Raw genomic sequence first — 17,374 nt, forward strand, 5'->3', positions numbered from 1 at the left:
AACATGTAATTCTAAAGCTATTACCCCTCTCTTCTTAAATAAATAGGAACAGAATGGTAATGAATTGACTGTGCCGAATAACTACAAGTAGTTAAACGTATTGGTCACTCAGTTCATTGAAATCAATTTTGATTCCGAAGAATCTATTTTATCTAACGATAAAACGTTTTGATATTCATCAACGAGTGCCCACACAGATTGATAGGTTTAAATTGTTAAAGAGCTTTACTTGTTGAGCCTTCCTTTTAGTAAGGAGCCTCTCGAAGTGGACGGCCATTCTAGCGGATTAGATTCCAGTGTCAAACACTTTTTCCAGCTAATTTTTCAAAGCATCTTAAATGCTTATCACCGTCTTGTTACTCAGTTCAAACCGCTTGGTTATCCTTGGCAACGGAGGCGCATTATAGAGAGAATAATCCTTTGTACAAGGCTAAAAACGAAAAAAAGCCGCCACCGGCGACCGTTCGAACACTATTCACACAAAGCGTTTAAAATAGGTACGATTAAGCCTTAATTTCGGCCAATCGTACCTACCGTTCTTACTTCAACTATTGGTGAGCAATAATGCGGTCGTTGTTTACTAATAGCTGCACTTTCTTATCTGGATTAATTTTTCCTGCCAGTATCGCTTTCGCTAACGGGTTCTCGACACTTTGTTGAATCGCTCTTTTCAAAGGTCGTGCACCATATACTGGATCAAAACCAACTTGAGAAATTAACTTGAGTGCTTTATCCGAAACTTCAAGCTCATAACCATTGTCTTCCATTCTCTTCTTAAGGTGCTCAAGCTGAATAGCGGCTATCGACTGAATGTGCTCTTGACCCAATGGATGGAACACCACGCTTTCATCAACTCGGTTCAAAAACTCAGGACGGAAATGTTTACCTACCACTTCCATCACTTCATTCTTTATTCCTTGGTAGTCGAGCGTATTGAAGTTCTCTTGAATTCTCGAAGAGCCAAGGTTGGATGTCATGATCACTACCGTGTTTCTAAAATCGACTGTACGACCTTGTCCATCAGTTAAGCGTCCATCATCAAGCACCTGCAATAAGATATTGAAAACATCAGGATGCGCTTTCTCTACTTCATCTAGCAAAATCACTGAATAAGGCTTGCGACGCACTGCTTCTGTTAAGTAACCACCTTCTTCATATCCAACGTAACCCGGAGGAGCACCAACCAAACGAGCAACAGAGTGTTTCTCCATAAACTCAGACATGTCGATACGCACCATTGCATCGTCACTATCAAACATGAAGTTCGCGAGTGTTTTACACAACTCCGTTTTACCAACGCCAGTTGGACCAAGGAATAAGAAAGATCCAATCGGCTTGTTTGGATCAGATAAACCTGCACGGCTACGACGAATCGCATTCGATACCACTTCGACTGCTTCCGCTTGGCCAATAACTCGCTTATGTAGAACACCTTCCATGTTAAGAAGCTTCTCTTTCTCGGCTTCTAGCATTTTAGAAACAGGGATGCCTGTTTGCTTCGATAACACATCTGCAATTTCTGCATCCGTGACCTTATTACGCAGCAGTGTCATTTCTTGCATTTCAGCTTGAGTCGCAAGATCTAACTGCTTCTCTAATTCTGGGATTCGACCGTATTGCAATTCAGACATTCGGTTAAGATCACCAGCACGTCTCGCAAAATCCATATCCATACGAGCCTGTTCTAGCTCTGACTTGATGTGTTGCGTGCCTGAAAGCGCGGCTTTCTCTGCATTCCACACTTCTTCAAGCTCTGCGAAATCGCGTTCTTTGTCAGAAAGCTCTTCTTGTAATGTTCGAAGACGTTTTTCACTGGCTTCATCATTTTCATTGGTAAGAGCTTGCTGCTCGATCTTCAATTGAATGATTTTACGCTCGAGTTTATCTAGCGACTCCGGTTTTGAGTCGATCTGCATACGGATACTCGAAGCCGCTTCATCAATCAGATCAATCGCTTTATCCGGCAGTTGACGATCAGAAACGTATCGATGAGATAGTGTTGCTGCAGCCACGATTGCTGGGTCGGTAATTTCTACATGATGATGAAGTTCATAGCGCTCTTTCAAACCACGAAGAATCGCCACCGTGTCTTCAACCGTTGGTTCATCGACAAGCACTTTTTGGAAGCGGCGCTCTAACGCTGGATCTTTCTCTATGTATTGACGGTATTCATCAAGAGTCGTTGCGCCAACACAGTGGAGTTCACCACGAGCCAACGCTGGTTTTAGCATGTTACCGGCATCCATAGAGCCTTCACCTTTACCAGCGCCGACCATAGTATGAATTTCATCGATGAAGAGAATGATATTGCCCTCTTCTTTAGACAATTCATTGAGGACTGACTTCAAACGCTCTTCAAACTCACCACGATATTTAGCGCCAGCTACCAAAGCACCCATGTCTAATGAAAGTACGCGTCGGCCTCTTAAACCTTCTGGCACTTCATTGTTAATAATGCGCTGAGCCAAACCTTCAACGATAGCTGTCTTACCAACACCAGGTTCACCGATAATGACTGGGTTGTTCTTAGTACGACGCTGAAGTACTTGGATAGTACGGCGGATTTCGTCATCTCGGCCAATTACCGGATCCAGCTTGCCTTGCTCCGCTCTTTCAGTCAGATCGATGGTGAACTTCTCTAACGCTTGGCGTCGGTCTTCGGCATTTGGGTCATCAACTTTTTGACCGCCACGAACCTGCTCGATAGCTTGAGATAATTTTTGCTCAGTAAGACCTAGCTCTTTAAGCAGGTTACCTAAAGGGCCTTTATCTTCAATTGCGGCAAGTAGGAAGACTTCCGAAGAAATGTATGTGTCTTGACGCTTTTGTGCGACCTTGTCACATAGGTTAAACAAAGTACCCATTGCATTCGACAGTTGAACATCACCACCGATACCACTTACTTTCGGTACACGGTCTAATATTTCGCTTAGCTTTGAACGCAACTGAACCACATCAATATTCAACATGGTAAGCAATGGACGAATCGCACTACCATCTTGATTTAATAGCGACACCATTAGGTGTACAGGCTCTATATATTGGTGATCACGACCTAATGCGAGCGACTGAGCATCAGATATCGCAATTTGAAATTTACTAGTGAATCGATCGAGACGCATGCCAACCTTCCTACTCTTAGATATGTTTATCTTATGGTTAGAAGATGGATACGGTAACGCGGATTTTCAAGGGATAGGAATGAAGAATAGAGTTTATATAAAAATATAGTTGTGCTGGATGACTGGTTGCACTAGTTAAAGGTTACTCTAACCAAATAAAAGTAGCTTGGCGTCCAGTAATACCATCACGACGATAAGAATAGAACGCATCGGCATCAGCGAAGGTACATAGATTAGAGTCTGTCACAGAAGTTACACCAACTTTGTTCAGTCGTTGCGTTGCAAGCTGAGACATATTCGCTAGCCATTTGCCTGGTTCAGCTTTGGCTTCAAATGCGAGCTTAGCTTGAGAGTCAAAACTAACGAAAGCTTCCAACACATCATCGCCTACTTCAAAAGCTTGTTTGCCTATTGCAGGACCAAGCCAAGCAATGATCTTATTCTCTGAACCTAAGTTTGAAAACTTTGCGACGGCATTTTCAAGAATGCCACCAGCAAGACCACGCCAACCAGCATGAACTGCAGCAACTTGAGTGCCTTTGGTATCAGTAAGGATTACAGGTAAGCAATCGGCTGTCATCGCAGAACAAACAACATCTTTAGCTGTGGTAAATGCACCGTCAGCATCAAGAATATCTGCCGTAGGGTGTAAAACCGTAACGACATCTGTTGAGTGAGTTTGATGTAGCCATACCGGAGCGGCAGGCATATTAGCGTGTTGCTTGAGCCAGGCTCTGTTGTTTTCAACAAGCGAAGCATCATCCCCAACATGCGTACCTAGGTTTAATCCTTGATACGCACCAGTAGAAAAACCATCAAAACGTGTCGAAGCAAATGCTTTCACGTTTTTTGGTGCATTCCAGTTAGGGATGATCATCGACATGATTAAATGTCGTCTTCCAAGTTTTCGCGCGCATCAACACGTAACGCTTCAGCCATCACGACCATGTCATTTGGCACAGGAGCGTGGAACTCAACTTCTTCACCTGTAATTGGGTGAACAAATTTAAGCATAACGGCGTGCAGTGCTTGGCGATCAAAAGAACGAATCATGGTTGTTAGTTCTTCAGATGCACCTTTTGGAATACGAGCACGACCACCGTATGCAACGTCACCTAGCAGCGGATGCTGAAGGTATGACATGTGAACACGAATTTGGTGAGTACGACCCGTTTCTAGGCGTAGACGAATACGAGTATGCTCGCGGAAGTGCTCAGCAACACGGTAGTGAGTTACCGCTGGCTTTCCTAATTCATTTACATCCATCAAGGTACGCTTAGTTGCATGACGGCTAATGCCTTTCTCTACCACACCACCAGCGGTCATTTTGCCAATTGCAATTGCTTCATATTCACGAGTAATACGACGCTTAGCAAGAGCACGCACAAGACGAGTTTGAGCTGGAACCGTTTTAGCCACAACCATAAGACCTGTTGTGTCTTTATCAAGACGGTGCACAATACCTGCACGAGGCACTTCTGCAATCTGTGGGTAATGGAAAAGCAATGCGTTTAGTATGGTTCCATCCGGTGTGCCTGCGCCTGGGTGTACAACCAGATCGCGAGGCTTATTGATAACCAATAAGTCATCATCTTCGTAGACAATGTTTAGAGGAATATCTTGTGCTTCCCAGCGCTCTTCATCTGCAAGTTCAGCTTGCAAGATGATCTCTTCACCGCCCAAAACCTTAACGCGCGGCTTTGTAATAACTTCGCCATCCACTTGGATTTTGCCGTCAAGAAGCCACTCTTTAATGCGAGAGCGAGAAAAATCGGTAAATAGTTCAGCGACAGCTTGGTCTAAACGTTGACCTAACTGGCTGCTTTTTACTGTGTCTGTTAATGTGATCTGCTGAGCCATATCGAACTTTTTTAAAAACCGTGAGACTAATACCCATTAGTATGGATAAAATAGAATAATTGCATCATTGTATCTGTTACTGGTTAGAAAGTAACGGAAGCTTACGAAATATTTAATTCAAGGAATCGACGCCTGACATGAAACACCTTACTTTATCGGGTCTATTAGCCGTATCACTCTTGGTTGGTTGTTCAAGTAGTGAAGAGATAGTGCCAGATGTACCACCATCGGTTCTCTACTCTGACGCTCAAGAATCACTGCAGAGCGGTAGCTGGCTTTCAGCAATAGAAAAGCTAGAAGCCCTAGACTCACGTTACCCATTCGGCGCCTATTCTGAGCAAGTACAGCTCGATCTGATTTACGCTTACTACAAAAATGATGACTTGGCACTTGGCCTCGCTACCATTTCACGTTTCCTACGTTTGAACCCAACGCATGAGAAACAAGACTGGGTTCTTTACATGCGCGGCTTAACGCACATGGCGCAAGACCGAAACTTCATGCACGATATTTTTAATATCGACCGTAGTGACCGAGATCCTGAACCAGTGAAACTTGCGTTTGCTGACTTCAAGCGACTACTCGAACGTTTCCCTAGTAGCCCTTATGCTGAAGATGCACAAAAACGCATGTTCGCACTTAAGAACCGCCTAGCAGAGTATGACTTAGCAACCGCTGATTTCTACCTACGCCGCGAAGCTTGGATTGCTGCGATCAACAGAACGCAAGAGCTGCAAAAAACTTACCCAGACACCATTGCTGCGCGTAAGTCTTTAGATATCCAGCTAAAAGCTTATCAACAACTCGGCCTAGATGACGCTGTGTTAAGAACAGAAAAGTTGATTGAGTTAAACCCACTACCTTAATCAAACCTCTTACATCTCAATCCTAAAAGCGCGCTAATTTACTAGCGCGCTTTTTTTTCATCTACATATCGCAAACTTGATGGATCGCATAATACACGGTATCTTCAAAAGATAACTTTTAACAAAACATCAACATGGAGTGTGGATGTGAGTAGGTTGTTATTATTTATCTGGATATCGCTATTTAGCCACTTATCCTACGCATTAGAACTGTCTCCATTAAGCAATAAGCCTTACATGGGTGACTTGGATGTGCTCAAAACCAAAGGAACGGTTAGAGTGCTAGTGTCTGCCGATCTTGGTTTCTATTACATCGAGGATGGCAAGCCAAAAGGCATCGTGGCAGAAATGCTCTACCACTTTGAGAAAAGCCTTCGTAAGAAACATCCCTATCTCAATGTTCAAATCATCCCCGTGCAACGAGATGATCTACTTCCCTCTTTAGAGTCTGGCTATGGTGATGTCGCTGTCGCTAACCTAACGATCACCGATAAACGATTACGAACCATCGATTTTTCGGATCCGATGATTAAAGATGGTAAAGAACTCATTATCACAGGGAAAAAGGCCGAACCTATCACCGAAATCAAGCAATTGAGTGGCAAAGAGGTGTGGATACGAGCAAGCTCGAGTTACTTCGAGAGTGTACAAAGAGTTAATAAGGAGCTTAACGAGCTAGGTTTACCACCACTGCATGTCCACTTTATCGAGGAGTCATTACAAGACTACGAGCTGATAGAACTGGTTAACCAAGGTTATATACAAGGCACAATTCTGGATAACCATAAAGCCAAGCTCTGGATCGATGTAATGGAAAACATTCAAGTCCATAACGACTTACCTTTACGAGAAAATGGTCGTATTGCTTGGGCTTTAAGAAAAGACAGCCCTCAACTGAAGAAAGAGATAAACAAATACGTCAAGACCGCACGAACAGGCACCCTGCTTGGGAATGTCATCTACCAGAAATACATCGACAATACTCGCTGGTTAGGCCGAGCACTCAACCCCAATAAAGTAGACCGAGTAGCTAAACTCTCAGATGTCTTTGAAAAGTATTCGAGCAAGTATGAATTTGATCCTTTGATGATGTCAGCTCAAGGTTTCCAAGAATCAGGACTGGATCAGAGCCGGATTTCTCATCGCGGGGCTATTGGTGTGATGCAGGTATTACCGAGTACCGCCAAAGATAAAAACGTCAACATCAAGAACATCCATAAGGTGGATAACAACATCCATGCGGGTGTGAAGTATATGCGCTTTATCAAAGACCGATATTTTGACGACCCGGCAATATCACCCGACAATCAAATCTACTTTACCTTGGCTTCTTACAACGCTGGTCCTGCTAAGATCAGAAAGATGAGGAGCATTGCCAAGCAGAAAGGTTACAACCCAAACATCTGGTTTAAAAACGTAGAAATCATCACTCGCAAATACGTGAGTAAAGAACCCGTAACCTATGTTGCCAACATCAATCGTTACTTCGTAATCTATAAACAATTACAAGCTATCAATGCTATCCGAGAGGACGGCACAGCGAGATTACTGAACACTAACGACTAGGATCGCCTCCATCCCAGAGCTGGGGAGCCAAAGGTATTAGGTAAAGCTAAAAAACACAAAAGCCGCATAAGAATACTTATGCGGCTTTTGTTTATCTAATTCTGAAGAAGCTTATGTAGCGACCTATATTACAAGACCTATATCACAAAACACTATTGAGTAAATTTCAATCAAGCACTTTCCATAGGCTGTAGGACGCCCCTAAAAACTGATTTAATTTTTAGCGAAGCCTTGCCTCCAAGTTATCGTTTTTCATAAGGATAACAAGCATTTTTCGCCAAAAAGATACTAAGACTTGCGTAAGATCACATTTGATTTTAATGCTTATCCCACCCAACCAAAACAAGATCTAGATCACATTCTTTATTCCTGAAAGTCGTAATCTGAAGTTAACCCATGAGGGATACAACAGAGGAAAACTTCTATGAAAATGAACATCACTGGTAAAAACATCGACATTACCTCTGCAATCCGTGATCACATAGAAAGCAAATTTAAAAAGCTAGATAAATGGCAAGTAGACATCATTGGCTGCCAAGCGAGCTTTAGCGAAGAACCAAACAAGAAGAAGAAATTTGAAGCGGTACTAACCGTACCAAAAGGCCAACTTGTTGCTTCATCCATCCATGACGACCTCTACGTAGCGATCAACGAAGTAGAACAAAAACTAGAGCGTCAACTCAACAAGCTACGCCATAAACCAGAAGCGCGCCGCGCTGAAAAGCCTGAAATCGAAGAGCTAGAAGCTGAAGTAGAATAAGGAAAGAGAACAGATTAAAAAATAGCGCCTCAGGGCGCTATTTTTTTGCTTGACGCTCGTAGCTCGCTTGCTTATTGTGTTTAAACATTCATAAAACAATCACTTTTTATGCACACTCAATCTTTGTTTATTTTTGACTTCTTTTTTCTTCCGTAAATCGGAGGCTAAGTCGTTTTAGAAAAACAAGTCAAAAACGAACAAGAAGCCTCCCACACTAGGGAGGCTTTTTTATAAGGACACATTTATGACTGACCGCTCAATTTCACTGGATGATATCCGCCTTCGTCTTAATGATTTAGACGACGAACTCCTGAAGTTACTTTCAGAGCGTCGCAAGCTAAGTATCGAAGTCGCTAAAAGCAAAGTAGAGACATCAAAACCAGTTCGTGATGCAGTACGAGAACAACAACTATTAGTTAAGCTGATCAACAACGGCAAAGATAAATACGAACTTGATGCGCAGTACATTACCAAGCTGTTTCACACCATCATCGAAGATTCCGTTTTACTACAACAGTCATACTTACAAAACCTAGCGAACCCGCAAAGCCGTAAACCATTGGCTCGCGTTGCATTCTTAGGTTCTAAGGGATCGTATTCTCACCTTGCGAGCCGCGAATACTTCAGCCGCAAGAATATGGAATTGATTGAGCTGAACTGTAATCACTTCAAAGAAGTCGCATCAACAGTAGAGTCTGGCCATGCCGACTACGGTGTCCTGCCGATTGAGAACACCAGTTCAGGGTCAATTAACGAGGTCTACGACCTGTTACAGCATACGACTCTATACATTGTTGGCGAACTTTCTCAACCGATTGAGCACTGCCTTGTTGCTAAAAGTGATATCCGTTTAGAAGACATCAAAACACTCTACTCGCACCCACAACCTCATCAACAATGCAGTGAGTTCTTGAGCCGCCTTAAGGGTGTCAACCTTGAGTCTTGCGCAAGCACCGCTGATGCAATGAAAAAAGTTAAAGAATTGGGTGGTAATGACGTAGCTGCTATTGGTAATGCATCGAGCGGTAAGCTTTATGGACTACAGCCAATCCAGAGCAATATTGCAAACCAAACAGAGAACCACACTCGTTTCATCGTTGTGGCGCGTAAGCCTGTTGAAGTATCGACTCAAATACCAGCGAAAACAACGCTCATCATGTCGACATCTCAAGAGGCGGGTTCTTTGGTAGAAACACTACTGATCCTGCAACGCTTAGGCATCAACATGACTAAGCTAGAATCTCGTCCTATCATGGGTAACCCTTGGGAAGAGATGTTCTATGTCGATTTAGAGGCGCATCTGGATTCAGATAATATGCAACAAGCGATAACGGAACTAACAGCCATTACTCGCCACCTTAAAGTGTTGGGTTGCTACCCAAGTGAGAACATCAAAGCGACTCAAGTTAAGTTGTCATAGCTGAAAGTGAGTATCAGCTTTTAGCTAACATAAGTATTTGGCCTACAGCAGGCCAAATACTTAAATCACCCTCTAGTCGAGTACTATTCTCGCTAAGAAAACTCACCCTAGCATGCCTGAAACACAATTCACTTGTTTCGCACATTCGGCACGCTTACTCTCTCCACTACTTGAGCCTTTCTAACAAAAACTCATTAGTGGCTTTTTTTATCAATAAAGACAAAACCTTACCCCCTTCACAGGAAATCATCGAACTACGTATAATTAATAGCGAGTAAGCATTAAGTAACATAAACTTATGCGCTTAATTTATAAATAGTGTTGTCATTAACTATGAAGCTAAGTACTAAAATCTTACTACTAATAGCCCCTGTGATACTGATCAGTACCGCGGCTTCTAGCTATATTATTTATTCGACGCAAAAAAGCAGTTTCATCAAACGCGAAGACAACGCACTTCAACTGAACATGGAAAAACTAGCCGGATACTTTCGCCAATCTCGTTCGTTCCTCAATAGCTACTCTTACACCTTGACCCAGAGTGATATGGTGAAGCGTTATTTTCTCACTGATCAAAATCTATCTCGCGATCTTGAACTGGTCAGTAATCTTCGAGAAGCCATTCATTTCCTGCAAGATGACGATGAAAGCTATACAGGTTTAGCGCTTCTTAATGGTGATCGAAAACTGCGTTATTACGCGGATAATAGCAATGACTCACGCACTCAGATTGACAGTAAGATATTGGAGTATGTTGACCTGCACTATCAAGACACCTTAGCAACATCGAGTACCAACTATATTCAAAACTCCCAAGGCGAAGGGATGTTGGTTCACTATGACAAGGTAGATAGAAAAGCGATTTTCCCAACCGTTAACAATCAACCCGACGATGTGTTCTTTGTTGTTGTCTCTGTCTCTCTCGACAAATTTAATGCGCTGAGAAAACAGATAGAGTTCGACTACCAAACCAGTTTATTCTTCACATCCATAGCGGTTTCTTTGGAAAATGATGTCACCCACTCAGTCAAGCTTGCTCCAGAACTGTACGCCACGGTCGACCCGGCGCAATTCCTGTTGGAAAACAAGCTCGATTCGATTTGGAACAAGCTGAGTTTGTCGTTTGCACTGTCTGCGTTTGTGACTGTCGCTCTGCTACTCATGCTTCTGTCTCGCACTGTGATTACTCCAATAACACGGCTCGATCGACAGCTACAGCAAGTCGAAAAAAAACAACGTAAGAACATTGAACGCTTAGGCACTCGTGATGAACTTGGCCGCTTATCACAGCGTTTTTATGACATGTACCAAGAGCTAGACAACACCTACCAGCAAACCAAGCTCTTGGCCGAAAATGATCAGTTAACCCAAATAGCCAATAGGCATCAGTTTCAAACCTTCGTTCAGCAATCGTTGCCAAAACCGAGTTCGAATACCGAAACCTGGGTTCTCTATTTTGACTTGGACAACTTCAAGTTTGTGAACGACAAATACGGGCATCAAATCGGCGACTCGATTCTGGTTTCTTTTGCTCAGCGTATTTCAGATATTTGTCGTCATTATAAAGAGGAATTCGACGCTCATTGTATGCCAGCCCGACTTTCTGGAGACGAGTTCGTTGTCTACATTAACGCTCCTAGTCACCGAGGAAATGTCGCGCATCGATTCTCGAACGATTTGCTCACTCCACTGCAAAAAGGCTTTGTCACCGAATCAGGCAGCTTTCCGATCACGGTCAGTATTGGTATTGCGACCTACCCTAATGATGGCAACTCAATCGAGAAGCTTCTGTCCAACGCGGATACCGCGATGTACCAAGCCAAGCGTGCCGGTAAAAACCAATTTGCTGACTATTCACGGGATTTAGACAAAGCCATTCAGCGCCAAGCAGATATTGAACGTGCGCTTAGAGGTAAGAACTTTGATGAAGAGTTTAAACTCGTTTACATGCCATATATGGATGCTGCAGGGCACCACGTAATTGGAGTTGAAGTTCTGCTACGTTGGGAGTCAGAACAGCTTGGTACAGTAGCTCCCAATGAGTTTATTCCAATTGCTGAGCAAACAGGGCTGTTCGAACTCGTCGATCGCTGGGTTATCGAGAATGCCTTTGCTTCTTTCCATCAGCTTCAGGCTCAATTTGATCACTCAATTCAGCTGTCCATCAACCTATCTTCGGCCGGGATAGAGACTACGCACCTCGCAGATTTCATTGAACAACATGCCAAGATTAATGGCATTCCACCAAGCTTGATTGATTTTGAAATCACCGAGACCTTCTATTCAAATTCGCATGGCTTTCCGCTACTCAACGAACTCGCTCGAATGGGCTACCGATTAGCTATTGATGATTTTGGTTCGGGCTATACATCCATCACTCAATTGGTTGAGTACCCGACGCAAAAAATCAAATTGGATAAAGGTTTCTTGGAAGCCTTGATCGAAACAGATAATCAGAACATAGTTAAACCCGTGATCGGACTGTGTCACGCTCAAGGTAAAACCGTGACTGCTGAAGGTATCGAAACCAAAGAGATGCACCAATGGCTACAAGACGCGCATTGCGACATGCTGCAAGGCTTCTACTTTGGTAAACCTATGCCTCTTAATGAGCTAAATGATTGGTATCACGAACACCAACAGCGATTTAAACACCAACAGAACGATTAACACGTACCAACTGAATCAAACGACTATAAGAATCGAATACATGAAATCTGTCATCATCGCCTCGCTAAATCCCGCTAAGATCAATGCTGTCAAAAGTGCTTTTGTCTCTGCGTTTCCCAACACCGAGTTTGAGTTCACAGGTGTAAGTGTGCCAAGTGGTGTTGCCGATCAGCCTATGAGTAATGATGAGACCTATCAAGGTGCAGTGAACCGTGTACACAATGCGACACAACAGCAGCCTAATGCGGATTTCTATGTCGGGTTAGAAGCGGGAATCGAAGGCGGTGTCACCTTTGCATGGATGGTGATTGAATCAAATGGTCAACGTGGAGAATCTCGCTCGGCAAGCCTGATGCTGCCACCAGCCGTTCTGGAGAAGCTAGAGTACGCTAACGAACTCGGGGATGTGATGGATGAAGTATTTGGTACTGACAATATCAAGCAAAAAGGTGGAGCAATTGGTTTACTGACACATAACCAGCTTTCACGTAGCTCGGTCTATCATCAAGCGTTAATCTTAGCCCTGATCCCATTTGTGAACCCTGAACATTTCCCAGCTTAACCAATGAATGCTTCTCAAGCTCTCTAGCAGTTCGATTGCAAGCTCTAGAAACTAAAAAACGCTAACTATCCGTTAGCGTTTTTTCAATTCGCACTCTCACTATTCAGTGATAGCTTAAGCCCAGTATTACTTAAGCAGCAGATCGGCAATAACCGCTTTCTCTTGTTCTGATTTTGCCTTGAGCTCATTAGAGCCTCTGGTGATGGTTGCCACGCCGACTCCCAACATCTGGCTTACTTGTCTTTGAGACATTTCACCTTTTATTAGCTCACAAAAAATATTAATTCGAGCAACCAGAGCATCTCGCTCATCGGGCGTCATCATCATGGTCAACAACAGTTCATGCTGATCTTTCTCAACCGCTGTCTTAACTAAATCCATGAGTTGTTGCCAGTTATCATATTCAGGTTGTGATGCCATATCTCTACACTTACTTTTAAATTCAGACTTTAAAGAGTCGCTTATCGATTGAAAGCGTTTACCACTTTATACCGAAATACTTGATGTGATCCAATGTAAAAAGGCAGTAAGCGGAAATGGTTCGCACTCACTGCCTTCGATTGTCACTCAGTTTCAGGTCTTATCGACCTTTAATATTTAGTTTTCACCTCATGGGGAGCCAAAAACTCACCCTGTTCACCCAAGATGTCTCGGTAATAAGTCTCAAACATTAAGATGTTCTGAACGTAACCGCGTGTCTCTTTGAACGGAATCATCTCAATGAAAGCGAAGGCATCAAGCTTTTCATCACTACGAGAACGCCACTGTTTCACACGGCTTGGACCTGCGTTGTAGGCAGCAAAAGCAAAGATACGGTTGTTGTCATATTGAGAGAGCAAGCCATCTAAGTAGTGACTGCCAATTTCGATATTCTTGCCGACATCGTAAAGATCATCGCTACCATTGTACTTAATCTTGTGCTTGTTCGCCGTGTATTGCGCTGTCTTTGGCATAATTTGCATAACACCGCGAGCACCAACAGGAGAACGAGCTTCAGAGTCCATCGCACTCTCTTGTCTTGCTAGAGACATCAAGGTGATTGGGTCAATATCATGCTTCTCTGCGTAGAAGTTAAACCACCACTTATGAGCGACCGGGAAACGCAATGCAATGTTATCCCACATTTTCGCTGAAATACTCGCAATCACAGTGAAGTGATTCCAACGCTGTGTTGCAGCGTAAGCGGCTAGCATCTCTTTTTGCTCTTTATCTGCATTGGTCAGTAGCCAGCGCCATTCACTTTTGGCTGCGGCAATTTTATCGCGAGTGATAAGTTCATCGATACGAGTCAGCGAAGTACTAAAAGGCTTCACTGTTTCTGGGTTGTATTTCAACGTAGAGGTTGGATATTGAATCGGTTTACCTAACTGCTTTGCCGCCGCAACACTGTAGAAATTACGCTGACCTAAAATATCAGACAGACGTTGGTTCCCCTTTTCAGTATCACCTGTTGATATTTCAGCCCGGCCTAACCAGTATTGCCAGCGCAATGACGCTTGGTGCTTGTCGTCCAAGCGGGCAATCCACTCTTTCAATCCAGTCCAATCGGCATGCTGAATAGCCAAACGGGCACGACGTTCCAACAAGACTTGCTTCGACGAACTCGCCAACATCTCGTCTCGCCACTCCATCAACTCTTCAGAATCGGTATTAATTAATCGGAAAGTCAGGTAATCAGCGAGCTCTTGAGATTTCTCTTCAGAAAACTTCTGGGCCTTGATGACATCATCAAATACTTCTTGGGCACTGCTAGCCGATTTTCTTGCTAGCTTCTTAAAAGCAAACTCCGTTTGAGCTTGATAAAACTCATTGGCTGGATGTTTCTTAGCGAATGTGAGCACATTTTCAGGCTTGTTGTATAACGCCTTCATCTGCTTAGCTTGAGCAATTGACTCATCATGATCCAATTGCTTGATCAGATAGGTCATCAGCTTACCGTTACGCCCTTCAAACGCTAATAGCATACGATCTAAAATCAGCTCATCGGTTCTTAAGCCTGCTTGATCCCAGCTTTTAAATAAAGGGTCGCAAGCGTCATCAACCCCATCACCGCTCAACCAAAGCTGCTTCGCCCCTTTAAAAGCCAATTCTTGATTACCTTGCTCATAGTTCGCTCGGTAATAAATGCATTGGTACTTTTCACCCACTGGCTCTTTGGTCTGAAACTCAAGGATGGTTTGCCACTGTTTTCTAGAAGCGAGCGCATCTAGATATGGTGCTCGCATACGATTAGAAAATGGCAGTGCTTTGTTCTCTTCAATAAACGCATCCACTTCTGCCGGAGTGCGATCACCTAAGCCAACAAGAAAAGCACGATAATCGGTGTAAGGCGTGAGAGGGTATGTTTGAATTTTGCTGCGCAGTGTTGAATAAGCTTTTAGATCACGGTTGTCTAAAACCTCTTGCGCTCTATCATAAACATCACGCTGCATTTCTAGCTCTGAGGCATTGCCAGCCATAGCCATTGGAGCCAGTGAAAATGAAGACAAAACTACTGATGCAGCCACAGCAATTTTCGTATTACCAATGCGGAAAAACATTCGCTCTTTCCTTAGTGCGTGTATGAATACGTGAAGTCTATTTACGCCCGACATCACATCAAATGTAAAGGATTTGAGTGTAAATATTATTAATATTTAACACTTCGCCTCAGAAGCTTATTAAATATAGTTTTAATGACCAATGTGACAATAATAGGTAAGGATTCGTTCAAGAATGGCTTTTCTATCCTAGGAGTAACATCTTTGAGGATATTGGTATAAAATAGCAGACAATTTTGAACAATAATTAGGATCGATCGGCAATGGCTGAATACGTATATACCATGTCTCGGGTGAGCAAAACTGTTCCACCTAAGCGTCAAATTCTTAAAGACATTTCTCTTAGCTTTTTTCCTGGCGCTAAAATCGGTGTTTTGGGTCTAAATGGTTCAGGTAAATCTACCCTACTACGTATCATGGCTGGTATTGATACTGATATTGATGGTGAAGCACGTGCACAACAAGGTCTTAAAGTAGGTTACCTACCGCAAGAACCTGTACTAGACGAATCAAAAACGGTTCGTGAAATCGTAGAAGAAGCGGTTTCTGATGTTGCAGACGCACTTAAGCGTATCGATGCAGTTTACGCAGCTTACGCAGAACCAGATGCAGATTTCGATGCACTTGCTAAAGAGCAAGGCGAACTAGAAGCACTGATTCAAGCAAAAGACGGTCACAACTTAGAGACAGCTCTAGAGCGTGCTGCTGATGCACTTCGTCTTCCAGAGTGGGATGCGAAAATTGAATTCCTATCAGGTGGTGAGCGTCGTCGTGTTGCTATCTGTCGTCTACTTCTTGAAAAGCCAGACATGCTGCTTCTTGATGAACCAACCAACCACTTGGATGCAGAATCAGTAGCATGGCTTGAGCACTTCCTTGTTGATTACAGTGGTACTGTTGTGGCGATTACCCACGACCGTTACTTCCTAGACAACGCAGCTGGCTGGATTCTAGAACTTGACCGTGGTGAAGGTATCCCATGGGAAGGTAACTACACGTCTTGGCTAGAGCAAAAAGACGAGCGTCTTAAGCAAGAAAAAGCGGGCGAAAGCGCACGTCAAAAGACAATCGAAAAAGAACTTGAATGGGTTCGTCAAAACCCTAAAGGCCGTCAAGCTAAGTCTAAAGCTCGTATGGCTCGTTTTGAAGAATTGACAACTGGCCAATACCAGAAGCGTAACGAAACCAACGAACTGTTCATCCCGCCAGGTGAGCGTCTAGGTGATAAAGTTCTTGAAGTGAACAACCTGACTAAATCGTTTGGTGATCGCGTTCTTATCGACGACCTATCGTTCAGCATGCCTAAGGGCGCAATCGTCGGTATCGTTGGTGCCAACGGTGCAGGTAAATCAACACTATTCAAGATGCTAAGCGGTGCAGAACAGCCAGATTCAGGTACAGTTGAACTAGGCGAAACCGTTAAGCTTGCTTCTGTTGATCAGTTCCGTGACAGCATGGACGACACTAAGACAGTATTCCAAGAGATCTCTGAAGGCGCTGATATCATTAAGATCAACAACTTCGAAATCCCTGCGCGTGCTTACTGTTCTCGTTTCAACTTTAAAGGCAACGACCAACAGAAGATCATCGGTGAGCTTTCTGGTGGTGAGCGTAACCGTGTTCACTTAGCGAAACTGCTAAAAGCGGGCGGTAACGTACTGCTACTCGATGAGCCTACCAACGACCTTGACGTTGAAACGCTACGTGCTCTTGAAGAAGCACTGCTTGAATTCCCTGGCTGTGCAATGGTTATCTCGCATGACCGTTGGTTCCTTGACCGTATTGCGACCCATATCTTAGACTACCGTGATGAAGGTCAAGTTAACTTCTACGAAGGTAACTATACTGAGTACACTGAGTGGCTTAAGCAGACTCTAGGCGCACAAGCGGCAGAACCGCACCGTATCAAGTACAAGCGTATAGCTAAGTAAATAAGCTTGTATTTTGAACAAAGGCCGCGATAATAGCGGCCTTTGATATATCTGGCTTACGTGTAATGCATCGATAT

At 43.6% G+C, this 17,374-nt stretch carries 11 protein-coding genes, 1 pseudogene and 1 other annotated feature; of the genes and pseudogenes, 7 read left to right on the forward strand and 5 right to left on the reverse strand.

Features of this window, described 5'->3' with window-relative positions:
- Positions 1–548 precede the first annotated feature (548 nt).
- The 3 genes from clpB to rluD form a co-directional block, all read right to left on the reverse strand.
- Entirely contained in the window at positions 549–3,122 is a 2,574-nt protein-coding gene (clpB, locus tag AB4583_RS08295; protein WP_017062851.1) for an ATP-dependent chaperone ClpB, read from the reverse strand.
- A gap of 142 nt (positions 3,123–3,264) precedes the next feature.
- Entirely contained in the window at positions 3,265–4,005 is a 741-nt protein-coding gene (gene pgeF, locus AB4583_RS08300) for a peptidoglycan editing factor PgeF (protein WP_065584732.1), read from the reverse strand.
- 2 nt (positions 4,006–4,007) lie between these two features.
- Positions 4,008–4,982, reverse strand: coding sequence for a 23S rRNA pseudouridine(1911/1915/1917) synthase RluD (gene rluD, locus AB4583_RS08305; RefSeq protein ID WP_017059364.1), 975 nt, complete (start codon positions 4,980–4,982; stop codon positions 4,008–4,010).
- A 137-nt stretch (positions 4,983–5,119) separates the two neighbouring features.
- Here rluD and AB4583_RS08310 point away from each other — a divergent pair, with 137 nt between their 5' ends.
- The 6 genes and pseudogenes from AB4583_RS08310 (at position 5,120) to yjjX (ending at position 12,826) form a co-directional block, all read left to right on the forward strand.
- Positions 5,120–5,848, forward strand: a complete 729-nt coding sequence (locus tag AB4583_RS08310) for an outer membrane protein assembly factor BamD (RefSeq protein WP_017059363.1) — start codon at positions 5,120–5,122, stop codon at positions 5,846–5,848.
- 141 nt (positions 5,849–5,989) lie between these two features.
- Positions 5,990–7,414 (forward strand): lytic transglycosylase F, encoded by a 1,425-nt coding sequence (locus AB4583_RS08315; protein ID WP_346393666.1) that lies wholly within the window; start codon positions 5,990–5,992, stop codon positions 7,412–7,414.
- A 424-nt stretch (positions 7,415–7,838) separates the two neighbouring features.
- On the forward strand, positions 7,839–8,174 hold the full coding sequence (hpf, locus tag AB4583_RS08320) for a ribosome hibernation-promoting factor, HPF/YfiA family (protein WP_004735034.1): 336 nt from the start codon (positions 7,839–7,841) through the stop codon (positions 8,172–8,174).
- 110 nt (positions 8,175–8,284) lie between these two features.
- Positions 8,285–8,406 (forward strand) — a sequence feature (Phe leader region).
- Positions 8,407–8,418: 12 nt separating this feature from the next.
- Entirely contained in the window at positions 8,419–9,594 is a 1,176-nt protein-coding gene (pheA, locus tag AB4583_RS08325; protein ID WP_017059361.1) for a prephenate dehydratase, read from the forward strand.
- Positions 9,595–9,927: 333 nt separating this feature from the next.
- Positions 9,928–12,342 (forward strand): annotated as a pseudogene (locus AB4583_RS08330) (putative bifunctional diguanylate cyclase/phosphodiesterase).
- On the forward strand, positions 12,305–12,826 hold the full coding sequence (gene yjjX / locus AB4583_RS08335) for an inosine/xanthosine triphosphatase (protein ID WP_372117009.1): 522 nt from the start codon (positions 12,305–12,307) through the stop codon (positions 12,824–12,826). The pseudogene AB4583_RS08330 and the gene yjjX overlap by 38 nt, the downstream one beginning before the upstream one ends.
- A 126-nt stretch (positions 12,827–12,952) precedes the next feature.
- On the opposite strand, the gene trpR is transcribed toward yjjX, so the two are convergent.
- Positions 12,953–13,246, reverse strand: a complete 294-nt coding sequence (gene trpR, locus AB4583_RS08340; protein ID WP_372117010.1) for a trp operon repressor — start codon at positions 13,244–13,246, stop codon at positions 12,953–12,955.
- A 170-nt stretch (positions 13,247–13,416) separates the two neighbouring features.
- Positions 13,417–15,366, reverse strand: coding sequence for a murein transglycosylase (gene sltY, locus AB4583_RS08345; protein ID WP_372117012.1), 1,950 nt, complete (start codon positions 15,364–15,366; stop codon positions 13,417–13,419).
- A gap of 263 nt (positions 15,367–15,629) precedes the next feature.
- Here sltY and ettA point away from each other — a divergent pair, with 263 nt between their 5' ends.
- The gene (gene ettA / locus AB4583_RS08350) at positions 15,630–17,297 is read left to right on the forward strand and encodes an energy-dependent translational throttle protein EttA (RefSeq protein ID WP_017056147.1); all 1,668 of its coding nucleotides are present in this window, start codon (positions 15,630–15,632) and stop codon (positions 17,295–17,297) included.
- Positions 17,298–17,374 lie beyond the last annotated feature (77 nt).

It is taken from the genome of Vibrio sp. 10N.222.49.C12 (assembly GCF_041475025.1).
Classification (GTDB): Bacteria; Pseudomonadota; Gammaproteobacteria; order Enterobacterales; family Vibrionaceae; genus Vibrio; species Vibrio crassostreae_C.